This window comes from Nonomuraea diastatica, assembly GCF_004349015.1.
GTDB lineage: Bacteria > Actinomycetota > Actinomycetes > Streptosporangiales > Streptosporangiaceae > Nonomuraea > Nonomuraea diastatica.
Genome location: NZ_SMKP01000031.1, coordinates 1 through 23,276 on the forward strand (window position 1 = coordinate 1; position 23,276 = coordinate 23,276).

Sequence of the window (23,276 nt, forward strand, 5' to 3'; positions counted from 1 at the left end):
GCCGAAGGGGGGTTGGGCGGTCCGGGGGCGGTGAAGATGCCGGTCGAGCCGAGGGCCGTAGGGGTGCTGGGCGGTTCGGCGGTGGTGAAGACGTTGGCCGCTCGGAGGGGCGGCGGGGTGCTGGGCGCTCTGTAGGCGGCGGGGCCGGATGGTCCGAGGGCAGAGGTGGTGCCGGGCAGTCGGACGGTCAGGTCGGTGCGGCCTGGCCGGAGGGCGGGGATGGCACCGGGCAGCACGGGGCCGGGGCGCCGGAGGGCGGAAGGCGGGCCGGTGGCCGTGCCGAGAGGTCCGGCGGCAGGGTCAAGCTCCGGGGAAGCGCCGGGTGGCCGCTGCAGGAGGACGGCGGCGTGGGTGAGGCCGCGACCGGTGGGCGGGGAGCGGGCCCGCCCTCGCGCAAGCGGCGGCGTACCCCTCCGTCCGACTGGCAGTTCCCGCTGCTCACCGCCTGGGGCCTGCGCCCTGATCAGCAGCGGTTGCTCGTGATCATCGCCGCGGTCGTGGGTGTGCTGGCCGGTGGCACGGGGCTGGTGTTCACCGTGGGCTCCATCGGCGAATACACACCGCAGCGGCGGGCCAGTGCCGCCGTGGTCGCGACCGGCTCGACGTTGCCGCGGGTCTTCCACGGCTGGAGCTCGCCCAAACTGTTCGCCCCGCTGACCGACAGGACCAAGGACAAGCGCGCGTTGACGAAGAAGGAAGTGTTCGGCCACAAGCAGCTCTCCGTCACCAAGAAGCTCAAGCTCAAGCTGGTCGCCAAGCAACTCGACGCCGACTGTTCGGCGGCTCTGTGGGGTGAGAGCGTTGTGGAACAGGTCTCCGACGCCAGATGCAGTCAGGCCGCCCGCGGCCTGTACGCCAGCTCCGACGGCCGCTACGTCGGCCAGTACACTCTGCTCAACCTGAAGGACGGCAAGTCGGCCGCCGCCCTGGTGGAGTCGTTGAAGACCGACTACCGGGGCGGATGGACGATCCCCCTGCCCTCCTCCAAGGCGTCCTTCCCCCCGGGAGGTTATTCCGAGGCGGGCGGCTACGCGCTGGGCCACTACGTCGGCCTCGTCTGGCTCGGCAGAACCGACGGCGCCGAACCGACCGCCAAGGACGACTTCGTCTCCCTGACCCTGGCGTTGCGCGGCGCGGAGAAGCCCGTCTACCGCAGGGTCGTCTCGCTCACGGGGCCGCCGGCCTGATGTCACGTCGTCTCCTCATCTCCGTTGTGATCGCCGGCGTGGTGGCCGTCGCCGCGGGCGGCTGGTGGTGGTTCCACCGCGACGCGCCCCGCCCGTCGGCCTTCCACGCCGAGCCCACGTCCGCCTTCTACGCGGCCATCGACGACCGCAAGAACGACGCCGCCCCGCTCACCCCGCAGGAGGTCTTCACCTCCGCGGTCAAGACCGTGGGAGACATGCGGCTGGAGAGCACCCAGCAGTTCATCGACTGCGACGACGTCCTGTGGGGCGCCTCGGCCTCCGGTTGCACGCAGGCGCTCCAGGGCGTTTACAAGGGCGACCTCACCACGGGCCAGTTCGTCATCTTCAACATGGGTGACGGGCGAGGCGCCGACGCGCTGGTGTCGGCCCTGGGCGAGGACGGGTTCGTACGCCAGGGTGTTGCCTTCGAGGCCGCCGGCAGTCGCGCGCAGGCCCGTGCCATGGGCCACTACGTAACGGTGAGCTGGGTCGGCGGTTCCGCGCCCGCGCAGGAACTCCTTGCGGCGCTGGTGGCACTCGACGGCTTGGGCCGGGTCGTCCAGGACCGCGTCGTCGCCGCCACCTGACCTCGAAACGGTGCCGGACTCGGGTCTGGTGCCGGACTCGGTCGGGGCGGGCGTGCCGGACTCGGGCTGGGGTTGGACCCGGTTCGAGGGGATGTGCCGGACTTGGGCTGGTGCTGGATCCGGTCGGGGCGGGCGGTTCGGCGTTCTGGCTCTGGAGCAACGCCGTGCCGGCACGGGCTGCCCGAAAGCCGCGGGCTCGACCGGTGGTGCGGGTCAGGGGTGCGCGCGGGAGGCGGGGCCGGGGGAGGTCGTGGTCAGAGACGTGACGGTTGCGGCGACCGCCTCCGGGAGTGCGGACAGGCGGTGCAGCGGCGCCTCCAGCAGAGTCAGGTCCTCCGCCCAGGGGGCCGCCTCGCGGATGAGGGCCCTGGAGTCGTTCTTGGTGAGCGTCGCGCCCTGCTCGCGGGCCGCCGCGATGAGGGCCTCGCGCCACGTGTTGGCCAGCTTGGCGTGACCGTTGTCCACAATCCTGCGCAGCACGCGGGCCGTCGTGTCGCCGGGCTGCGGGAGGCGTACGGCGTCGAGAACGTCCTCGCCGGCGCTCATCGAGTAGACGGCGGCCAGCACGCCGGGCAGGGACGGCAGGCCGGCTCCCAGGACGCGTACATGGGAGGCGCGCGTCGCCAGGAGCAGGCGGGGGAGCGCGGCCTCCAGGCCCGGCGGCAGGGCGACGGCCACGCGGTCGGGAGCGGCCGCGTACGGTTTGGCGAGCCAGGTCGACACCTTGACCCGGGGCTGGGCGAGCTCCTTGGGCCATTCGCCCACCAGCAGGTCGGGCTCGAAGTCTGAAATGCCCCTCTCTGGGGCTGAGATGCCCTTGTGGGCGTTTTCTATGGCTTGCGGGCCCTGAGTGTAGATGGCGGTGGCCTGGCGGCTCAGGCGGGACGTCACGGCCGGGCGGGTCTTGCTGGTGGGCCGGAGGATGTACAGGTCGGCCGCAGAACCGATGGCTTCCGCGCCGAAATAGCGGTTGAAGTCGGGGTAGATGGCTTCGTAGACGAGGTTGAGGTCCGTCAGGGCCTGCTGGACCTTGAACGCCAGCGTGGGCATGCGCTCGCCGGCGCCGTAGGCGAGCAGCACCCGCCCGTCGTCCTTAAGCCCCTCCACGGCACGCGCCACGAACAGGCCGACGCCCTCCGGTGTGTACGGCGGGTCGGTGAGCGCCAGGTCATGGCCCCTGGCCGAGGCCGGCAGGCCGAGCCGCAGGTCGGCCCAGCGGGTGCGGACACCGAGCTCCTGGTCGTCGATGTAGGCCAGGATGCGCTCGTCGATGTCGGCCACCGTGACCTCGGTCTCCGGGTGGACGAGCTTGACGGCCAGCGAGGTCAGGTCGTGGTCGCCCACGCACAGCAGGCGCGCGCCCGGCAGCCAGAAGCGGGCGCCGAGCAGCAGCGCCCGCCGCAGCACGGTCTCGGGCGTGGCGGCGACGTGGTCGAGGACGTGGCGTGCGCGCGGTGCGCCGGCGATGAGGGCGCCCAGGCGGTCGAGCGCATCGGAGTAGTGGGGGAGCAGGTGGGCGACCGGGTCTTGCGGCGGCGGCGCAACGGCGAAGAGGTCCTGGTAGGCGGGGGCCTGGGCGAGCGGCACACGGAAGGCGTCGCCGGATCGCTCCAGAGGCAGCTCGCGGAGCAGCGCCTCGACGGTGCGCCTCGACGTGGCGGTCTCGCGGACCAGGCCGGCGAGCCTCCACCACTGGCCGTCGCACAGGAGCGTCAGCGCGTGCCTCAGCCGCCTGCTGTCGGCTCCAGCCTCTCGGAGCAGGCGCTCCACCCCGTCACGGTCCATGGGCAAACCCTATCGAGGGACCAGGGGCTTGCCGCCCGCCGAGCAGGGCCGGCAGAAAATCGCCATCTCTGCCGCATACAGGTGCGCGGAACCGGGAATCACAGGGGCCTCGCCCAGAGTTTGGGATAGAGAGTTCGGATGCTGGACCTGCCCGAATGTTCGCCATGCGGACGCGGCGGGCACCATTCCGGCAGGGTGTTGTAACCTCTACCCACGATATGCAGCAGGGCCAACGTCGTCCCCGCCTGTAGAGCAGTTCGAGACAGACGATGACGACGGGAGGGATTAAATGCCTGCTGCCCACCTCGGGTTCCCCGAGCCTCAGGGCCTCTACCACCCCGCCAACGAGCACGATGCCTGCGGTGTCGCCATGGTCGCCGACGTCGCGGGACGCCGTGGTCACGGCATCGTGGTCAAGGCGCTGACGGCGTTGTGCAACCTTGATCACCGGGGGGCCAAGGGTAGCGAGCCGGACACCGGCGACGGAGCCGGGATCCTGACGCAGATCCCCGATGGGTTCTACCGCGCGGCCGTGCCGTTCGCACTGCCCGCCGCCGGCGCGTACGCGACCGGCATCGCCTTCCTGCCGATCGACGAGGAGGCCCGGCGCGTCGCCGTCGGCCTGATCGAGGAGATCGCGGCCGAGGAGGGCCTCACCGTGCTCGGCTGGCGGGAGCTGCCCGTCGACCGTGCTCTGCCCGGGCCGAGTGCCCGGGCCGTCATGCCGCACTTCGCCCAGCTGTTCGTGTCCGGCCCCGCGGGGCTGGAGGGGCTGCAGCTCGACCGGCTCGCGTTCTGCCTGCGCAAGCGGGCCGAGCACGAGGCCGACGTCTACTTCCCTTCGCTGTCGGCCAGGACGATCGTCTACAAGGGCATGCTCACGCCCGACCAGGTCGAGCCGTTCTTCCCCGACCTGAGCGACGAGCGTTACGCTACCGCGATCGCGCTGGTGCACTCGCGGTTCTCCACCAACACGTTCCCCAGCTGGCCGCTGGCCCACCCCTACCGCTACGTCGCCCACAACGGCGAGATCAACACGGTCAAGGGCAACCGCAACTGGATGCGGGCGCGCGAGGCGATGCTGAAGTCCGCCGACATTCCCGGCGAAATTTCACGACTTTTCCCTATCTGTGACCCAGATGGCAGCGACACCGCCAGCTTCGACGAGGCCCTTGAGCTGCTGCACATCGGCGGCCGGAGCCTGCCCCACGCCGTGCTCATGATGATCCCCGAGGCGTGGGAGAACCACACCGAGATGGATCCCGCGCGGCGGGCCTTCTACGAGTTCCACTCCACGATGATGGAGGCCTGGGACGGCCCCGCCTCGATCACGTTCACCGACGGCACCATGGCCGGAGCGGTGCTCGACCGCAACGGCCTGCGCCCCGGCCGCTTCTGGGTGACCGCCGACGGCCTGGTCGTGCTGGCCTCCGAGGCCGGCGTGCTCGACTTCAACCCCGACGACATCGTCAGGAAGGGCCGCCTGCAGCCGGGCCGCATGTTCCTCATCGACACCGCCCGCGGCAAGATCATCGAGGACGGCGAGATCAAGGCGGAGCTCGCGGCCGAGCTGCCCTACTCCGACTGGCTCCACGCCGGCCTGGTCCGCTTCGAGGAGCTGCCCGCCCGCCAGCGGGAGATTCCGACGCACGAGGCGCTCATCAGACGGCAGCAGACCTTCGGCTACACCGAGGAAGAGCTGCGCGTCATCCTGTCGCCGATGGCCAGGGCCGGTGCCGAGCCGATCGGCTCCATGGGCACCGACACGCCCGTGGCCGTGCTGAGCGAGAAGCCGCGCCTGCTGTACGACTACTTCACGCAGCTGTTCGCGCAGGTCACGAACCCGCCGCTGGACGCCATCCGTGAAGAGCTGGTCACCTCGCTGGCCAGCACGCTCGGGCCCGAGGGCAACCTGCTCGACCCGGGCCCCACCTCGTGCCGCCAGCTCGTGCTGCCGTACCCGGTGCTCGACAACGAAGAGCTCGCCAAGATCATCCACATCAACGACGAGGGCGATCTGCCAGGCTTCCACCCGTACGTCATCAGCGGGCTCTACGACGTGGCCGGCGGCGGCCAGGCGCTGCTGTGGCGCCTGGAGGAAATCAGGACGGAGGCGTCGCAGGCGATCGCCGACGGCGCGCGCGTCATCGTGCTGTCCGACCGGGGCTCGTCCGAGACGCTGGCGCCGATCCCGGCGCTGCTGCTGACCGGTGCGGTGCACCACCACCTGATCCAGGAGAAGACCCGCACCAAGATCGGGCTGGTCATCGAGACCGGCGAGGCCCGCGAGTGCCACCACATGGCGCTGCTCATCGGCTACGGCGCCGGCGCGGTCAACCCCTACCTCGCCGTCGAGACCGTCGAGGACCTCGTCGACTCGGGCGCGCTCCAGCTCGACAAGCGCAAGGCCGTACGCAACCTGATCAAGGCCTACGGCAAGGGCGTCATCAAGGTCATGTCCAAGATGGGCGTGTCCACGGTGGCCTCCTACACCGGCGCGCAGATCTTCGAGGCGCTCGGCTTGAGCCAGGAGGTCATCGACTCCTGCTTCACCGGCACCACCTCGCGCCTGGGCGGCGTCGGCTTCGACGTGCTGGCCAAGGAGATCGAGCTGCGGCACGGCCACGCCTACCCGCGCGTGCCGAACGCCCACCGCAAGCTCCAGGTCGGCGGCGAATACCAGTGGCGGCGCGAGGGCGAGCCCCACCTGTTCAACCCCGAGACCGTCTTCAAGCTGCAGCACGCCACCAGGACCCGCCGATACGAGATCTTCAAGGAGTACACGAACCTCGTCGACTCCCAGGCGGAGCGGCTGATGACCCTGCGCGGCCTGTTCAAGCTGCGCAAGGGCGACCCGATCCCGCTCGACGAGGTGGAGCCCGCCTCGGAGATCGTCAAGCGCTTCTCCACGGGCGCGATGTCGTACGGCTCGATCTCGATGGAAGCGCACGAGACGCTCGCCGTCGCGATGAACCGGCTCGGCGGCAAGTCCAACACCGGCGAGGGCGGCGAGGACCCCGAGCGGCTCTACGACCCGGCGCGCCGCAGCGCCATCAAGCAGGTGGCCTCCGGGCGCTTCGGCGTCACCAGCGAATATCTGGTCAACGCGGCCGACCTGCAGATCAAGATGGCCCAGGGCGCGAAGCCCGGCGAGGGCGGCCAGCTGCCCGGCCACAAGGTCTATCCGTGGATCGCCAAGACCCGCCACTCCACGCCCGGCGTCGGCCTCATCTCGCCGCCGCCGCACCACGACATCTACTCGATCGAGGACCTCGCCCAGCTCATCCACGACCTGAAGAACTCCAACCCGGAGTCCAGGGTCCACGTGAAGCTGGTCGCCGAGGTCGGCGTCGGCACGGTCGCCGCGGGCGTGTCGAAGGCGCACGCCGACGTGGTGCTCATCTCCGGGCACGACGGCGGCACCGGCGCCTCGCCGCTGACCTCGCTCAAGCACGCGGGCGCCCCGTGGGAGCTCGGCCTGGCCGAGACCCAGCAGACGCTGCTCCTCAACGACCTGCGCGACCGCATCGTCGTCCAGGTCGACGGCCAGCTCAAGACCGGCCGCGACGTCATCATCGCCGCGCTGCTCGGCGCCGAGGAGTACGGTTTCGCCACCGCGCCCCTCGTCGTCTCCGGCTGCGTGATGATGCGGGTCTGCCACCTCGACACCTGCCCCGTGGGCGTCGCCACGCAGAACCCCGAGCTGCGCAAGCGCTTCACCGGCAAGCCCGAGTTCGTGGTCAACTTCTTCGAGTTCATCGCCGAGGAGATCCGCGAATACCTGGCCGAGCTGGGCTTCCGCTCGCTCGACGAGGCCATCGGGCACGTCGAGCTGCTCGACACGACGGCGGCCGAGGACCACTGGAAGGCCGGGGGGCTCGACCTGTCGCCGATCCTGCACCGGCCGGAGCTGCCCGCGGGCACCGTGCTGCGCCGCATCGTCGAGCAGGACCACGGGCTCCAGCACGCCCTCGACAACACGCTGATCCAGCTCGCCGAGGGCGCGCTCAACGACGGCACCCCGGTCACGCTGGAGCTGCCCATCCGCAACGTCAACCGCACGGTCGGCACCATGCTCGGCTACCAGGTGACCAAGCGGTACGGCGGCAAGGGCCTGCCCGACAACACCATCGACATCTCGTTCACCGGCTCGGCGGGCAACTCGTTCGGCGCGTTCGTGCCGCGCGGGATCACGCTGAGGCTGACCGGCGACGCCAACGACTACCTCGGCAAGGGCCTGTCCGGCGGCCGGATCACCGTCCGGCCGCACGACGAGGCCCCGCTCGACGGCCACATCATCGCCGGCAACGTCGCCCTGTACGGCGCCACGTCCGGCGAGGTGTTCGTCCGCGGCGTCGTCGGCGAGCGGTTCTGCGTGCGCAACTCCGGCGCCACGGCGGTCGTCGAGGGCGTGGGCGACCACGGCTGCGAGTACATGACCGGCGGCAAGGCCGTGGTGCTCGGCCCGACCGGGCGCAACTTCGCGGCCGGCATGTCGGGCGGCATCGCGTACCTGCTCGATCTCAAGCCCGAGCGGGTCAACCGCGAGATGGTCGCCATCGAGGCGCTCACCGAGCAGGACGCCGAGTTCCTCAAGGAGACGGTCGAGAAGCACTTCGCGGAGACCGGCTCGCCGGTCGCCAAGCAGCTGCTCGCCGACTGGAACACGGCGCTCGGCAGGTTCGGCAAGATCATGCCGACCGACTACAAGAGAGTGATGGAGGCCGCCGAGGCCGCCCGCATCGAGGGCAGGGACGTCGACGAGGCGGTCATGGCCGCAGCGGTGCAGGCATGACCCGCCGCGTTGAGCCCGGCCATGATGGCCGACCGTACCTGCCAGAGGGTGCGGGCATGGCCGCCGTGAAGATGATGGCCGGCCGTACTGGCCGAAGCACGTTTGGAGCTAAGGGAGGCGTACCGAATGGCTGACCCGAAGGGTTTCCTCACGCATGACCGGGAGCTGCCGGCGCGCCGCCCCGTGGACGTCCGCATCAGCGACTGGCGCGAGGTCTACCAGGACTTCCCGCAGGACAGACTGACCAAGCAGGCGGCCCGCTGCATGGACTGCGGCATCCCGTTCTGCCACAACGGCTGCCCGCTCGGCAACCTCATCCCCGAGTGGAACGACCTCGTCTTCCGCACCGACTGGCGCGAGGCGATCGAGCGGCTGCACGCCACGAACAACTTCCCGGAGTTCACCGGCAGGCTCTGCCCGGCTCCGTGCGAGGCGGCGTGCGTGCTCGGCATCAACTCCGACCCGGTGGCGATCAAGCGGGTCGAGGTCGAGATCATCGACCGGGCGTTCGCCGAGGGCTGGGTGACCCCGCAGCCACCGGCCGTCAAGACCGGCAAGAAGGTCGCCGTCGTCGGCTCAGGGCCCGCGGGCCTGGCCGCCGCCCAGCAGCTGACCAGGGCCGGCCACGACGTGGTGGTGTTCGAGCGGGCCGACAGGATCGGCGGCCTGCTGCGCTATGGCATCCCCGAGTTCAAGATGGAGAAGCGGCACATCAACCGCCGCCTCGACCAGATGCGGGCCGAGGGCACCGAGTTCCGCACCGGCGTCAACGTCGGCGCCGACATCACCGCCGCCGAGCTGCGCGAGCAGTTCGACGCCGTGGTGTTGTCCGGCGGCGCCACCCAGTGGCGTGACCTGCCGGTGGCCGGGCGCGAGCTCAAGGGCATCTACCAGGCCATGGAATACCTGCCGCTGTCCAACAAGGTCCAGGAGGGCGACCTCGACCGGTCACCGATCTCGGCCGAGGGCAAGCACGTGGTGGTGATCGGCGGCGGCGACACCGGCGCCGACTGCATCGGCACGGCGATCAGGCAGGGCGCGAAGTCCGTCACCCAGCTCGAGATCATGCCCCAGCCGCCGGCAACTAGGCCGGGCAACCAGCCGTGGCCGACTTACCCCATGCTGTTCAAGATGGAGAGCGCCCACGAGGAGCTCGCCGACGGCGGGGGAGCGCGGGTCTACGCCGTCTCCACCACCGAGTTCGCCGGCGACGCCGACGGCAACGTGCGGGCGCTGCGGCTGGTCGAGGTCGAGGGGCCGCAGAACGGCTTCAAGCCGATCCCCGGCACCGAGCGGGAGATCCCGGCCGAGCTGGTCACCCTGTCCATGGGCTTCCTCGGCCCGGAGAAGGGCGCCCTGCTGCAGGACCTCGCCGCCGTCGCCGGTGACGGCTTCTACGACGCTCGGGGCAACGTCTCGCGCGACACGACGTACATGTCCAAGGTGGACGGCGTCTTCGTGGCGGGCGACATGGGGCGCGGGCAGTCGCTCATCGTCTGGGCCATCGCCGAGGGCCGCGCGGCGGCCTCGGGCGTGGACCGGTTCCTGACGGGGGAGACGGCCCTGCCGTACCCGATCCTGCCCACCGCCCGCCCGCTGGTCTGACGGCACGGGCCGGGGCCGTTCACGAGGCGGCCCCGGATCCGTGCGGTCGGCGGGGGTGAGGGCGCTCACGGCGCCGGCCGCGCCACGAGGTACGGGGTTTCGTACGAAGTCCTGGTGCGCCCCCTGCCGCGTCAGGTGATGTCCGGCGATGCCGAGATCGGGCTCGCCCGCTGCCGGGTGCTCGCCTTTCAATGCCCGCCCGTGCGGCGGGCTGGGGGTATTGACCCAGCTTCGCCACCCATCAACCGAAATTTCACCACTAAGGCGCATTGCTGGTTGACTGTCGGGAAGATGCAGCTTCACGCCAGTCAGCGGATGGGGGAACCATGCGGCGAGTCGCCTCTGGAACGATGGTGCTCGCCGCCGCAGCCGCCCTCACGGCCTGCGCACCGCAGCCCGCGGCCCCCCAGAAACCGGCCGCGCCCCAGAAGGACTATCTCGTCTTCTACGCGGCGGGACGGCACGCCGAGGCCGTGGACGCCGTCGAACGGGCCGGCGGCACCACGGTCGGCGAGGACGCCCGGCTCGGCTACCTGCTGGCCAGAGGCGCGGGCGGCGGCTTCGCCGAAGGCGTGGGCGCCGACCAGGCCATCGTGGGCGTGTCCGCCGACCGGCGCATCGGTTTCGCCACGGCTCGCCAGGGCACTCATGACGCGGCCCGGCAGCAGCGGCCCGCGGCCTTCCCCGACGCGTCGTCGTTCACCAAGAGCACGGCGGAGCCGCTCGCCGGCCGCCAGTGGAACATGCGCATGATCGGCGCGAACCGCGCGAACACCACGGTCCCCGGCACGAAGAAGGTCCTGGTCGGCGTCGTCGACACCGGCGTCGACGGCAAGCACCCCGACATCGCCCCCAACTTCAACCGCGAGCTGAGCCGCAACTTCGTCACCGACCGGCCCAAGGACGAGCGCGGCGAGACGCTCGACGGCCCCTGCGAGGCCGAGGGTTGCAAGGACCCCGCCGACGTGGACGACGACGGCCACGGCACCCACGTCGCCAGCACGATCGCCTCCCCGATCAACGGCATCGGCATCGCGGGCGTGGCGCCCGGCGTGCAGATCGTGAACCTCAGGGCCGGCCAGGACTCCGGGTTCTTCTTCCTCAAGCCCAGCCTCGACGCGCTCGCCTACGCCGCCGACATCGGCGTGGACGTCGTGAACATGAGCTACTACGTCGACCCCTGGCTGTTCAACTGCACGGCCAACGCGGCCGACACCAAGAAGCAGCAACTGGAGCAGCAGGCCGTCATCACCGGCATGCAGCGAGCCCTGGACTATGCCAGGAAGAAGGGCGTCACGCTCATCTCCGCCCTCGGCAACGGCGGCACCGACCTCGGCCATCCCAAGGTCGACGACCAGAGCCCCGGCTACCCGAAGGGCGACGAGAAGGAACGCGAGATCGACAACTCCTGCGTCAACGTGCCCGCGGAGTCCGGCGGCGTCATCTCCGTCTCCGCGGTCGGTCCCTCGGGGCGCAAGGCGATCTACAGCGACTACGGCGTCGAGCAGACCGACCTGGCCGCGCCCGGAGGCGACATCCTCGACGGTCAGGGCGCCAAGGCCGACAGAGGGATCCTGGCCGCCGCACCCGAGCACGTGCTGCGCGCGTCCGGGCGCATCGACGCCAAGGGCGACCCCAAGGGCGCGGACGTGGTCAAGGACTGCAAGGACGGCCGCTGCTCGTACTACCAGTTTCTGGAGGGCACCTCCATGGCCTCCCCGCACGCCACCGGGGTCGCGGCGATCCTGATCAGCCGCTTCGGCAAGCCTGGCGAAGGCGGACTCCACCTGGACCCGGCCACCACCGAGCGACTGCTCTACAAGACCGCGACCCAGAAGGCGTGCCCGACACCCCGCCGCTACGTCTACAAGATCTACAACAAGACCGAGACGCACGAGTGCGAGGGCGACAAAGCGGACAACGGTTTCTATGGCCACGGCATCGTGGACGCCTGGAAGGCCGCCACCACCGAACCATGACGGCGTGAGCCGCCCGGAGCAGTACACGAACTTGGCCTGTCTGGGAGGCGCCGTTCTCGTTCTGTTCCCCTTCCGCGGGTACGTTCTCGGTCGTCAGTGACTGTTAAGTGGTCTGTACCAATTAAGGTAGGACTCGTGACTCGTCGCGCGAAAATCGTCTGCACTCTCGGCCCCGCCACATCGTCCAAAGAACGCCTGCACGAGCTGATCGCCGCCGGCATGGACGTGGCACGGTTCAACCTCAGTCATGGCAACCATGACCTGCACAGGGAGGTCTACGACCGGGTCAGGGAGGTGGCGGCCGACCTCGGCCGCGGTGTAGGCGTGCTCGCCGACCTGCAGGGCCCCAAGATCCGTGTCGGCACGTTCGAAGAGGGCCCCGTCAGGCTGGGCTTCGGCGACGTCTTCACCATCACCACCGAAGATGTGCCAGGCGACCGCGAGCAGGTCTCCACCACCTACAAGGGGCTGCCCAACGACGTCCGCCCCGGCGACACGATCCTCGTCGACGACGGCCGCCTCGTGCTCGAGGCCACCCGCGTCGACGGCGACCGCATTGCCACCCGCGTCGTCATCGGCGGCATGATCTCCGACAACAAGGGCCTCAACCTGCCCGGCGTCAACGTCAGCGCCCCCGCGCTGACCGACAAGGACGAAGCCGACCTGCGCTGGGCGCTGCGCACCGGATGCGACATGATCGCCCTGTCGTTCGTCCGCCGCCCGTCCGACGCCGACGTCGTGCGCAACATCATGGAGCAGGAGGCCGTGCGCCTCCCGCTGCTCGCCAAGATCGAGAAGCCGCAGGCCGTCGACCGCCTCCCCGACATCGTCGAGGCCTTCGACGGCATCATGGTGGCCCGCGGCGACCTCGGCGTCGAGCTGCCGCTCGAGCAGGTGCCGATCGTGCAGCGGCGCATCATCGAGCTGTGCCGCGAGAAGGCCCGCCCGGTCATCGTCGCCACCCAGATGCTCGACTCCATGATGAGCTCCCCGCGCCCCACCCGCGCCGAGGCCTCCGACGTGGCCTACGCGGTCATGGACGGCGCCGACGCGGTCATGTTGTCCGGCGAGACCTCCGTCGGCAACTACCCGATCGAGGCCGTCTCCACGATGGACCGCATCGCCTGCGCCGCGGAGAAGCACTCCCTGCACGCCACCCACACGCTGGAGCGCATGCCGGAGACGACCGGCGGCGCCATCGCCAGGGCCGCGGCCGAGGTCGGCGCGATCGTCGGGGCCAAGGCGCTGGTGGCGTTCACGATGTCGGGCGAGACGGCGCGGCGGCTGGCCCGCTACCGCTCGCCGATCCCGCTACTGGCGTTCACGTCGGCGCCCCACGTGCGGGGGCAGCTCTCGCTGACGTGGGGGGTGGAGACGTTCCACGTGCCGTTCGTCCACCACACCGACGACATGGTGCGGCAGGTCGAGGCCTCGCTGCTGTCGTCGGGGCGGCTGGAGAAGGGCGACAAGGTCGTCATCGTGGCCGGCTCACCTCCCGGCACCCCGGGCTCCACCAACGCCCTGCGCGTCCACACCATCGGCTCCGCCGTGTCCCACGCGCACTGACCCGACCTTCTTGGCGGCTTTTCCTTTACGGCTTCGCGGTGTTCAGTCACCTGCGGCGGGTGGCTGAACCGGGCGAAGCCGTAAAGGAAAGAAAGAAAAGCGCGGGTCAGTTCGCGTGGAGGGCGGCGTTGAGTTCGATGGTGCCGCCCTCGCGCGGCACGGCCTCCACCGCGCCCGACTGTGAGTTGCGCCGCAGCAGGATGCCGTTCGCCCCCGACAGCTCGGCGGCTTTGATCACCCGGCCGCCGGGCAGGGCGACCTTCGTGCCCGCCGTCACGTAGAGTCCGGCCTCCACCACGCAGTCGTCGCCCAGCGAGATGCCGATGCCGGCGTTCGCGCCCAGCAGGCAGCGCTCACCGATCGAGATGACCTGCTTGCCGCCGCCCGACAGCGTCCCCATGATCGACGCGCCGCCGCCCACGTCGGAGCCGTCGCCGACCACCACGCCGGCCGAGACCCGGCCCTCGATCATCGAGGCGCCCAGCGTGCCGGCGTTGAAGTTGACGAAGCCCTCGTGCATGACGGTGGTGCCGCTCGCCAGGTGCGCGCCCAGGCGCACCCGGTCGGCGTCGGCGATCCGCACGCCGGACGGCATCACGTAGTCGGCCATTCGCGGGAACTTGTCGACGCCGTACACCGTCACCGCGCCCCTGGCCCGTAGCCGCAGGCGTGTGCGCTCGAAGCCCGGCACCGGGCACGGGCCCGCGTTGGTCCACACCACGTTGGCCAGCAGGCCGAAGATGCCGTCGAGGTTGACGCCGTGCGGTCTGACGAGGCGCGTGGAGATCAGGTGCAGGCGCAGGTAGACGTCGTGCGCGTCGACGGGGGCCTCGGAGAGCTTGGCGATGCCGGTGCGCACCGCGACCACCTCCACGCCCCGCGCCTCGTCGGGCCCGGTCAGCCCGGCCAATTCGCCGGCCTCGCCGGCGGGGAGCCGCTCGGTGCCCGAGACGGGCGCGTCGCCCAGCTCGGGTGCGGGGAACCAGGTGTCGAGCACGGTGCCGTCGGAGGCGATGGTCGCGAGGCCGGTGCCGAACGCGCCGGTCGAGGTGGGATCGATAGCAGTCACGGGGCCAAAAATACCGTTTCCGCTCAGCCCAGGGCGCCCAGGTCGGCGGAGAGCCAGCGTTCAGGCCGCATCCTGAACGTGACGAGTGCGTGCAGGTCGGAGCCCTGCACGTAACCCGACACGGCGTCGGGCGGCAGGTAACGGGCCGAGATGCGCGTCAGATCCTCCAGCGTCGTCGGGTCGGAACGCACCAGCGGCCCCTCCACCGACACGTACCGGTAGGTCGGGCTGACCCGCTGCACCAGCATCGAGAATCTGCCCGCCTTCGCGATCAGCCGGGCCTTGACCGAGTCGCCGTCGGTCAGGAACCGGATCTCGCCGCCGGGGCGGTAGTCGTACCAGACGGGTACGTTCAGCGGCCCCCGCCTCTCACCGGTCTCCACGGCGAGGCTCGCGATGTGCGGCTCCGCCAGGAACGCCTCCCGCGCCGCCACGTCCAACGGCATGCCCCCACCCCCGTCTTCCTCGATCTTGAGACGGTCATTCCCAGTGGGAGCGGTCCCGAAAAGCCACGCGCCGTCCCTTTCCGCGCCGGTCGCCCGCCCGGTCGCCGGTCCCGTCGATCGCGAGGTTCGCGTCACAAGATGCTGCTCCGAGGTGTGCCGGATCCCGGTCATGGCCGGGAGCGGCCACCTCCCTTTCGGGGCGGACGACCCTCCTTGCAAGGTTAGGCTAACCTAATCTAGCATCTGCCGCAGAGGGAGGCGATGCCTCGGTGGAGACACTGCTGAGCAGACTCAACGGCACCTACGACATCCTGGGAATCGGCTTCGGCCCATCGAACCTCGCGCTGGCGATCGCCTTGCGGGAGCACAACGCCCGGGTCCCGGCACCCGAACGGTTTCACATGCGATTCCTGGAGAAGCAGCCCGGCTTCGGCTGGCACAAGGGGATGCTTCTCGACGACGCGACCATGCAGGTGTCATTCCTGAAAGACCTGGTCACCCTGCGCGAGCCCGCCAGCGATTTCAGCTTTCTGTGCTTCCTGAAGGACAGCGGCAGGTTGGTGGACTTCCTCAACCACAAGACGCTCTTCCCGCTGCGGATCGAGTTCCACGCCTATTTCGAGTGGGCGGCCGAGCGGGTGCGCGACCTGGTCGCGTACGCCGAGGAGGTCGTGTCCGTCGAGCCGGTGACCGCGGAGGGCGGTGGCATCCCCGCGTTCGACGTGATCAGCACGGACCCGGAGCGTCCCGGGCACACCACCGTACGGCGGGCCCGCAACCTCTGCGTCGCCACCGGGCTGGAGCCGCACCTGCCGCCGGGAACGGTCGTCTCCGACAGGGTGTGGCACAACAGCGAGCTGCTGCCCCGGGTGGCCGCCCTCAAGGAGGCCGGGATCCCGGTACGGCGGGCGCTGGTGCTCGGAGCCGGCCAGAGCGCGGCCGAGACGGCCGACTACCTGCACCGCACCTTCGCCGACGCGGAAATCTGCGCCGTCATCGCCAAATACGGCTACACCCCGGCCGATGACAGCCCTTTCGCCAACCAGATCTTCGATCCCGAGGCCGTCGACACGTTCTTCGGCGCTCCGTCGGCCGTCAAGCAGTCCCTGCTCGACTACCACCGCGGCACCAACTACTCCGTGGTGGACATGGACCTCATCGAGTCCCTCTACCGGACCATGTACCGGGAGAAGGTCCAGGGCGGCGAGCGGCTGCGCGTCCTGCGCGCCTCACGCATCCGCGAGATCGGCGAACGGGACGACCGGCTCGACGTCACGGTGGAATATCTGCCCACCGGCGAGCACGAGGTGCTCGAAGCGGACCTCCTCGTCCACGCCACGGGCTACCGGCCCCAGGACATCGGCGCCGTTCTCGGCCAGGCCGCCAAGTTATGCCTGCGCGACGACGAGGACCGGCTCAGGATAGGCCGCGACTACCGCGTCGAGACGCCCGCGCACGTGTCGGCGGGCATCTACCTGCAAGGAGCGGGTGAACACACCCACGGCCTCACCTCGACGCTCCTGTCCGCCACCGCCGTCCGGGCCGGCGAGATCCGCGACTCGCTGCTGGCCGGCCACATGCGGCGGGCCAGGGCGGCGACGTAGTGATCCTCTCCGATCGCCGGCCGGCCGCACCGGCGGACCGGCCGGCGGGCGTCGCCGCGGGCAACGCCGGCCGGAGCGGCTGGCTGCTCGTGCTCGTGGCGGCGCTCGTCGCCACGTGCGTCCTGAGCATCGCCGTCGGCACCAAGAACATCGGCCTCGGCACGGTCTGGGACGCGTTCGCCCACGTCGCGGACAGCGACGACCACGCGATCGTGCGCGAGCTGCGGGTTCCGAGGACCGTGCTGGGGCTGCTGGCGGGAGCCGCGCTCGGCGTCTCGGGAGCGGTCATTCAGGCGGTGACGCGCAACCCGCTGGCGGACACGCAGATCCTCGGAATGAACGCGGGAGCGGCGCTCTTCGTCGTGTTCGCGATCGGGGTCCTCGGCCTGACCTCCATCTGGTCGTACGTGTGGTTCGCGTTCGCCGGGGTGGCCTTCGCCACCGTCCTCGTCTACACGCTCGGCTCGATCGGTCGCGGAGAGGCAACGCCGCTCCGGCTGACGCTCGCGGGCGTGGCGCTCGGCGCCGTCATGGAGGGCGTCTCGGCTGCGATCCGGCTCCTGAAGCCGCGAGCCTTCGACTACCTGCGCTTCTGGGACGTCGGCATGCTCGGCGGCCGGCCGCTGCCCATCGCCGAAGCGGTCGCGCCGTTCATCCTGGCCGGCCTGGTTCTGGCGTTCGCCGCCGCCCGCTCGCTCAACGCCGTCGCGCTGGGCGACGACCTCGCCCGCTCGCTGGGCGCCGGCGTCACCCGGACACGCGTGTTGTCGGTGGTCTCGGTGGCGCTCCTGACGGGTGCGGCGACCGCGGCGGTGGGCCCGATCGGGTTCATCGGCCTGATGGTCCCGCACGCCGTCCGCCGGATCGTCGGGCCCGACCAGCGGTGGATTTTCGCGTACACGGTGATCTGCGCTCCGATCCTCCTGCTCGGCGCCGATGTCGCGGGACGGGTGCTGATCCGACCCGCCGAACTGCAGGCCGGGATCGTCACCGCGTTCCTGGGGGCGCCGGTGCTGATCTGGCTGATCCGCCGGCGGGTGGTGACGAGCCCGTGAGCGGGGTGGACTTCGGGCACCGGGTCGTCATCGTCCGCCGGTCCCGCGCATCCGTCAGGTTCGGCGCGCGCACGGCGCTCGTCTGCGCCGTGCTCGGCCTCGCGGCCGCGGCGGTCGCCGTGCTCGGGCTGGGCACCGGAGAGTTCGAGGTGCCGCCAGGCGAGGTGATCCAGGCGCTGGCCGGGCAGGGGCCGGGCGCGACGCGCCTGGTGGTCGTGGAGTGGCGGCTGCCGCGCGTGCTGCTGGCCCTGCTCATCGGCGCGGCCCTCGGGCTGAGCGGCGCCGTCTTCCAGTCGCTGTTGCGCAACCCGCTCGGCAGCCCCGACGTGATCGGGTTCAACACCGGCGCCTACACCGGGGTGCTGGTCACGATGGTGCTGGTCGGCCGCGGCTACTACGAGACCGCGGCGGGCGCCCTGATCGGCGGGCTCGCGGCCGCCCTGGTGGTCTACCTGCTGGCGTACAAGCAGGGTGTGCAGGGGTTCCGGCTCATCATCGTGGGGATCGCGATCAGCGCGGTCCTCGCCTCCGTGAACCAGTGGTTCGTCATCAGGGTCGACCTGCGCCTGGCGGTCGCCGCGGCGATCTGGGGACAGGGCAGCCTGAACACGGTGAAGTGGGAGCACGTCCCGCCCGTGGCCGCCGCGGTCGTGTTGCTCGCCGGATGCCTGCTGGCCCTCGGGCCGCGCCTGTCGCTGCTGGCGATGGGCGAGGAGGCCGCCGCCGCGCTCGGCGTGCGCACGGAACGGGCCCGGCTGCTCTATCTCGTCGTCGGCGTGGCGCTGACCGCCGTGGCCACCGCCGCCGCGGGACCCGTCTCCTTCGTCGCGCTCGCCGCCCCCCAGCTGGCCCGCCTGCTCACGCGTACGGCCGGCATAGCCCTGGCGCCCTCGGCGGCCATGGGCGCGCTGCTGCTGACCGCGAGCGACTGGTTCGGCCAGCGCGCGTTCGCCCCCACCCAGCTTCCCGTGGGCGTGGTGACGGTGTCGCTCGGCGGCCTCTACTTCGCCTGGCTGCTGACCAGGCCGATGCGGAAGGCGGGCTCATGAGACTGAGCGGCAGGGACCTCACCCTCGGCTACGACCACCGGCCGATCAGCGAGCACCTCAGCGTCGACATCCCCGACGGCGCGCTCACCGTGATCGTCGGCCCGAACGCCTGCGGCAAGTCCACCCTGCTCAGAGCGCTGTCGCGGCTGCTCAAGCCGTCCGCGGGCCAGGTCGTGCTGGACGGCGGGGACATTCACTCCTACCCGGCCAAGGAGGTCGCCAGGCGGCTCGGCCTGCTGCCGCAGTCGTCGATCGCGCCCGACGGCATCACCGTGGCCGACCTGGTGGCACGAGGGCGCCACCCGCACCAGAAACTCATCAGACAGTGGTCGGCCCAGGACGAGGCGGCCGTGGTGGGCGCGATGGCGGCCACCGGTGTCACCGACCTGTCCGGGCGGCTCGTCGACACGCTCTCCGGCGGCCAGCGCCAGCGGGTCTGGGTGGCGATGGTGCTCGCCCAGGAGACGTCGATCGTGCTGCTCGACGAGCCGACCACGTTCCTCGACATCGCCCACCAGATCGAACTGCTCGAACTCTGCCTCCGCCTGAACCGGGAGCAGCGCAACACCATGGTGGCCGTCCTGCACGACCTCAACCAGGCCTGCCGGTACGCCGACCACATCATCGCGATGAAGGCGGGCGCCGTCGTGGCGCAGGGCGACCCCCGGAAGATCGTCACCGCCGAGCTGATCGAGGACGTGTTCGGCCTGCCCTGCCGCATCATCGACGACCCGGAGACCCACACCCCGCTGGTCATCCCCCGATCCCACCACGCAGTCAGGAGACACGATGTCCAACAATCCCTTCGACGATGAGAACGGCACCTTCTACGTGCTGGTGAACGACGAGGAGCAGCACTCCCTGTGGCCGACGTTCAAGGAGGTGCCGCAGGGCTGGCGGGTCGTCTTCGGTGAAGGCGGCCAGAGCAAGCGCCAGGAGTGCGTGGACTACGTCGAGGAGCACTGGACGGACCTGCGGCCCAAGAGCCTGCGCGAGAGCATGGCCGCCGAGCAGTGACGCGGCCCATGACCGGCCGGCGGGTCCTGTGGCGCGCGGTGGTGCGCAACCGGTGGCAGCTGGGCACGGGAACCGGCCTGATCAGCCTGCACCAGGTGTGCGAGTCGCTGGTGCCGATCCTCATCGGGGTGATCGTCGACCAGGCCATCGGCCCGGGGGACGGCGGCGCCCTCCTGCTCTGGGTGGCCGTCCTGGCCGGCCTGTTCACCGTCCTGAGCATGGCCTACCGCTTCGGCGCCCGCCGGCTGATGATCGCCATCGCGGACGAGGCGCACCTGCTGCGCGTCGAAGTGGCCTCCAAGATCATGCACCCGCGCGGGATCAGGACCGACCGCCGTGCCGGTGACCTGCTCACCGTGGCCACGACCGACACCGACAACACGTCCTACCTGCTGGACTACGTGCCGCGCGTCGCGGGGGCGGTGACGGCGACCGCGGTGAGCGCCGTCGCGCTGCTGGTGATCGACGTGCAACTCGGGCTGGCCGTGCTGGTCGGAACCCCCGTGGTGCTCCTCGGGCTCCAGGCCGCCACCCCGCTCATCACCAAGCGGGTCACCGACCAGCAGAACCTCGCCGGCGAGGCCACCTCGCTGGCGGCCGACCTGGTCAGCGGGGTGCGCCCGCTGCGCGGCATCGGTGCGGAGCACGCGGCGGCCGGCCGCTACGACGAGGTCAGCAGGCGGTCCCTGCGGGCCGCGTTACGCGCGGCGCGCACCCAGGGCGCGTACCTGTCCGCCTCCACGGCCGGCGGCGCGCTCCTGGCCGGCGGCATCGCGATCCTGGCCGGATGGTTCGCGCTCAACGGGACGATCACCGCCGGCGAGCTCATCACCGTCATCGGCCTCGCGCAGTTCCTGATGGAGCCCATCGGCACGCTCGCCGTCGTGCCCGGCTGGGTCGCCGAGGCCAGGGCGTCCGCCGACCGTGTCGCCACCGTCCTCGACGCGCCCGCGCTGCTGCCCGAAGGCACGGAGACGCTCGACGCCGGCTCACCCGACCTCGAACTGCGGGCGCTCAGGTACGGCCCACTGGACGGGGTCGACCTGCACGTGCGTCCCGGCGAATTCGTCGGCGTGGTGCCCCACCGCTCCGCCGACGGGGAGGCACTGGTCAAGATCCTGTCCGGCCGGGTGGCGCCCGACGAGTACGAAGGCGGCGTCCTCATCGGAGGCACGCATCTGGCGCACCTCGACCCGGACCACGCCCGCCGGGCGATGCTCGTGGAACCGCATCTCACGGACCTGTTCACCGGGACCATCGAGGAGAACGTGACCGCCGGCGGGCCGCTGGACGAGTCCACGCTGGCCGCCTCCGCCGCCGACCAGGTCGTCTCCGCCCACCCCGACGGCCTCGGCCACGTCGTCGCGGAGCGGGGCGCCAGCCTCTCGGGCGGGCAGCGGCAACGCCTGGCGCTGGCCCGCGCGCTCACGGCACGCCCCGCGATCCTCGTGATGCACGACCCCACCACCGCCGTGGACGCGGTGACCGAGCACGAGATCGCCCGCGGACTGCGCGCCCTGCGCCACCCCGGCTCAGGGCACCTCACCACCGTGGTGGTGACGAGCAGCCCGGCCCTGCTCGCCATGACGGATCGGGTCGTGGTCCTCGACGGCGGCCGGATCGCCGCCGAGGGCACCCACGCCGGACTGGCCGTCACCGACGACGACTACAACCGGGCGGTGCTGCGATGACCGGACCAGACAGGCTGCCCGTAGCCGACGCCCGCAGGACCTGGGCGTGGCTGCGGCTCGAACTCCGTGCGCGATGGATCGGCGGCACGCTCGCCGCGCTGGTGGGCGTCGTGGGCGCCGCCGCGTCGGTGGTGCCCGCGTACGCCCTGGGCAACCTCGTCGACCGCGTCAGGGAGAACGCGCCGGTCTCGGCGATCGTCCCCATCGCGGTCGTCATCGTGGCCGCGGCCGTCGTCGGCGGCGCCGCCACCGGCACCGCCACGTACCTGATCGGCCGGGTGTGCGGGCACATGCTCGCGGACCTGCGCGAACGTACGGTGGCCAGGGCGCTCGCCCTGCCCGTCACCACGCTGGAACGGGTCGGCAAGGGAGATCTGCTGTCACGGGTCAGCACCGACGCCGCCTCGATCGGCAAGGCCGCCACCAGCGTCGTCCCCACGATGATCTCCGCCTTCCTGCTGGGCGTGCTGAGCATCGCGGCGATGGCCGGGATGGACTGGCGACTCGGGCTCGCTGGCGCGGTCGCCGTCCCGCTCTACGTCGCGGCGCTGCGGTGGTACCTGCCGCGGGCGGCGCCGAAGTACGCCGCCGAGCGGCGCGCCGTGGCCGGCAACTCGCAACTGCTGGTCGAGAACATGCAAGGCGCCCGCACCGTGCACGCCTACCGGCTGGAGCAGCGCCGGCTGCGCGACATCGGAGACGCCTCGCACCAGGTGCACGACATCTCCGTGTCGGTCTTCACGCTGTTCACCCGTTTCGTCGGCCGGGTCAACCGGGCGGAGTTCTTCGGCCTGGCCGCGATCCTCGTGGCCGGGTTCCTCCTCGTCCGGTCGGGAGCCGCCACCGTCGGCCAGAGCGCCGCGGCGGCCGTGCTGTTCCACCGCCTGTTCAATCCCATCGGCATGCTGCTGTTCACGTTCGACGAGTTGCAGGCGGCGGCGGCGAGCCTGGCCAGGCTGGTCGGCGTGGTGGACCTCGCGCCGGATCAGGGCGACGGCCCCGACCGTCCCGCTGGCGACGCCGACCGTCCCGCTGGCGGCGTGGCGGCTCGCGGCGGCGACGCGGGCTGTCCTGGCGCCGGCGCGAGCGCGCCGGGCGGCGCCGGGCTGGAGCTGTCCGGCGTGCGCTTCGGCTACGACGGCGGGCCGGAGGTGCTGCACGGCGTCTCCATCAGCCTGCCCGCCGGCGCCCGCGTCGCGCTGGTCGGGTCGACGGGCGCGGGCAAGTCCACGCTCGCGGCCATCGCCGCGGGCATCCTGCGCCCCGGCAGCGGCACCGTGTCCGTCGGCGGCGTGGCGCTGCCGCCCGACCGGCTGCGCGCGCACGTCGCGATCATCACCCAGGAGGTCCACGTCTTCGCCGGCCCTCTCATCGAGGACCTGCGCCTGGCCAGGCAGGGGGCCTCGCCGGGCGAGATCGCCTCCGCGCTGTCCGCCGTCGGCGCCCTGGACTGGGCGACGGCCCTGCCCGACGGTCTCGACACGGTGGTCGGCGAGGGCGGCCACGAGCTGACCACGGCCCAGGCCCAGCAACTCGCCCTCGCCCGCCTGATCCTCGTCGACCCGGCGATCGCCATCCTCGACGAGGCCACCGCGGAGGCGGGCAGCCTCGGCGCGCGCACCCTGGAGGAGTCCGCCGCCGCGGCCACCCGGGGACGGACCACCCTGATCGTCGCCCACCGGCTGACCCAGGCCGCCGCCGCCGACCGGGTCGTCGTCATGGAGCACGGCCGGATCGTGGAGCAGGGCCGGCACCAGGAGCTGGTCGCCGCGGGCGGCCGGTACGCGCAGCTCTGGCGTGCCTGGGAGGCGCGCACCCCCACGTCGACATCACGTTAGGCA

The 23,276-nt window shown here is 71.2% G+C and carries 16 protein-coding genes; 13 read left to right on the plus strand and 3 right to left on the minus strand.

The features are described from left to right. Positions 1–347: 347 nt before the first annotated feature. Positions 348–1,187: a hypothetical protein gene (locus E1294_RS13560; RefSeq protein WP_132508404.1), complete on the plus strand. Its 840-nt coding sequence runs from the start codon at positions 348–350 to the stop codon at positions 1,185–1,187. After that, a complete protein-coding gene (locus E1294_RS13565; protein ID WP_132508406.1) occupies positions 1,187–1,774 on the plus strand; it encodes a hypothetical protein in 588 nt (195 codons plus the stop codon). The genes E1294_RS13560 and E1294_RS13565 overlap by 1 nt, the downstream gene beginning before the upstream one ends. Before the next feature lie 213 nt (positions 1,775–1,987). Here the strand turns inward: E1294_RS13565 and E1294_RS13570 are convergent, their stop codons facing one another. Next, entirely contained in the window at positions 1,988–3,559 is a 1,572-nt protein-coding gene (locus E1294_RS13570) for a bis-aminopropyl spermidine synthase family protein (protein ID WP_246082995.1), read from the minus strand. 289 nt (positions 3,560–3,848) lie between these two features. Between E1294_RS13570 and gltB the strand changes: the two genes are divergently transcribed. The 4 genes from gltB (at position 3,849) to pyk (ending at position 13,504) form a co-directional block, all read left to right on the plus strand. After that, complete coding sequence (gltB, locus tag E1294_RS13575; protein ID WP_132508408.1) at positions 3,849–8,354, plus strand: glutamate synthase large subunit; 4,506 nt, start codon at positions 3,849–3,851, stop codon at positions 8,352–8,354. 126 nt (positions 8,355–8,480) lie between these two features. After that, positions 8,481–9,959 carry a glutamate synthase subunit beta gene (locus E1294_RS13580; protein ID WP_132508410.1) on the plus strand — a complete coding sequence of 493 codons (1,479 nt, stop codon included), beginning with the start codon at positions 8,481–8,483 and terminating at the stop codon, positions 9,957–9,959. A gap of 326 nt (positions 9,960–10,285) precedes the next feature. Next, positions 10,286–11,938, plus strand: a complete 1,653-nt coding sequence (locus tag E1294_RS13585; protein WP_246082996.1) for a S8 family peptidase — start codon at positions 10,286–10,288, stop codon at positions 11,936–11,938. Positions 11,939–12,073: 135 nt separating this feature from the next. Beyond that, positions 12,074–13,504, plus strand: a complete 1,431-nt coding sequence (gene pyk, locus E1294_RS13590) for a pyruvate kinase (protein WP_132508412.1) — start codon at positions 12,074–12,076, stop codon at positions 13,502–13,504. A gap of 106 nt (positions 13,505–13,610) precedes the next feature. On the opposite strand, the gene dapD is transcribed toward pyk, so the two are convergent. Continuing rightward, positions 13,611–14,573, minus strand: coding sequence for a 2,3,4,5-tetrahydropyridine-2,6-dicarboxylate N-succinyltransferase (gene dapD / locus E1294_RS13595; protein ID WP_132508414.1), 963 nt, complete (start codon positions 14,571–14,573; stop codon positions 13,611–13,613). A gap of 23 nt (positions 14,574–14,596) precedes the next feature. After that, complete coding sequence (locus E1294_RS13600; RefSeq protein WP_132508416.1) at positions 14,597–15,019, minus strand: pyridoxamine 5'-phosphate oxidase family protein; 423 nt, start codon at positions 15,017–15,019, stop codon at positions 14,597–14,599. Positions 15,020–15,288: 269 nt separating this feature from the next. Here E1294_RS13600 and E1294_RS13605 point away from each other — a divergent pair, with 269 nt between their 5' ends. The 7 genes from E1294_RS13605 to E1294_RS13635 are packed head-to-tail and all read left to right on the plus strand — an operon-like array spanning position 15,289 to position 23,273. Then, positions 15,289–16,623, plus strand: coding sequence for a lysine N(6)-hydroxylase/L-ornithine N(5)-oxygenase family protein (locus tag E1294_RS13605; protein WP_246082997.1), 1,335 nt, complete (start codon positions 15,289–15,291; stop codon positions 16,621–16,623). Beyond that, entirely contained in the window at positions 16,623–17,678 is a 1,056-nt protein-coding gene (locus E1294_RS13610) for an iron chelate uptake ABC transporter family permease subunit (RefSeq protein WP_246082998.1), read from the plus strand. Before E1294_RS13605 ends, E1294_RS13610 begins: the two co-directional genes overlap by 1 nt. Next, positions 17,675–18,727 (plus strand): FecCD family ABC transporter permease, encoded by a 1,053-nt coding sequence (locus E1294_RS13615; RefSeq protein WP_132508418.1) that lies wholly within the window; start codon positions 17,675–17,677, stop codon positions 18,725–18,727. Before E1294_RS13610 ends, E1294_RS13615 begins: the two co-directional genes overlap by 4 nt. Then, positions 18,724–19,542, plus strand: coding sequence for an ABC transporter ATP-binding protein (locus tag E1294_RS13620; RefSeq protein WP_132508420.1), 819 nt, complete (start codon positions 18,724–18,726; stop codon positions 19,540–19,542). The genes E1294_RS13615 and E1294_RS13620 overlap by 4 nt, the downstream gene beginning before the upstream one ends. Next, entirely contained in the window at positions 19,517–19,744 is a 228-nt protein-coding gene (locus E1294_RS13625) for an MbtH family protein (RefSeq protein WP_132508422.1), read from the plus strand. The genes E1294_RS13620 and E1294_RS13625 overlap by 26 nt, the downstream gene beginning before the upstream one ends. 8 nt (positions 19,745–19,752) lie before the next feature. Continuing rightward, positions 19,753–21,435, plus strand: a complete 1,683-nt coding sequence (locus E1294_RS13630) for an ABC transporter ATP-binding protein (protein ID WP_132508424.1) — start codon at positions 19,753–19,755, stop codon at positions 21,433–21,435. Next, the gene (locus E1294_RS13635) at positions 21,432–23,273 is read left to right on the plus strand and encodes an ABC transporter ATP-binding protein (RefSeq protein ID WP_132508426.1); all 1,842 of its coding nucleotides are present in this window, start codon (positions 21,432–21,434) and stop codon (positions 23,271–23,273) included. Before E1294_RS13630 ends, E1294_RS13635 begins: the two co-directional genes overlap by 4 nt. The last annotated feature ends 3 nt before the right edge of the window (positions 23,274–23,276 follow it).

What these genes read in the sequence shown, in the direction of transcription:
- E1294_RS13565 (WP_132508406.1), top strand. Translation starts at nt 1,187, where the DNA reads ATGTCACGTCGTCTCCTCATCTCCGTTGTGATCGCCGGCGTGGTGGCC.
- E1294_RS13570 (WP_246082995.1), bottom strand. Translation starts at nt 3,559, where the DNA reads ATGGACCGTGACGGGGTGGAGCGCCTGCTCCGAGAGGCTGGAGCCGAC.
- gltB (WP_132508408.1), top strand. Translation starts at nt 3,849, where the DNA reads ATGCCTGCTGCCCACCTCGGGTTCCCCGAGCCTCAGGGCCTCTACCAC.
- E1294_RS13580 (WP_132508410.1), top strand. Translation starts at nt 8,481, where the DNA reads ATGGCTGACCCGAAGGGTTTCCTCACGCATGACCGGGAGCTGCCGGCG.
- E1294_RS13585 (WP_246082996.1), top strand. Translation starts at nt 10,286, where the DNA reads ATGCGGCGAGTCGCCTCTGGAACGATGGTGCTCGCCGCCGCAGCCGCC.
- E1294_RS13600 (WP_132508416.1), bottom strand. Translation starts at nt 15,019, where the DNA reads ATGCCGTTGGACGTGGCGGCGCGGGAGGCGTTCCTGGCGGAGCCGCAC.
- E1294_RS13620 (WP_132508420.1), top strand. Translation starts at nt 18,724, where the DNA reads ATGAGACTGAGCGGCAGGGACCTCACCCTCGGCTACGACCACCGGCCG.
- E1294_RS13625 (WP_132508422.1), top strand. Translation starts at nt 19,517, where the DNA reads ATGTCCAACAATCCCTTCGACGATGAGAACGGCACCTTCTACGTGCTG.
- E1294_RS13630 (WP_132508424.1), top strand. Translation starts at nt 19,753, where the DNA reads ATGACCGGCCGGCGGGTCCTGTGGCGCGCGGTGGTGCGCAACCGGTGG.
- E1294_RS13635 (WP_132508426.1), top strand. Translation starts at nt 21,432, where the DNA reads ATGACCGGACCAGACAGGCTGCCCGTAGCCGACGCCCGCAGGACCTGG.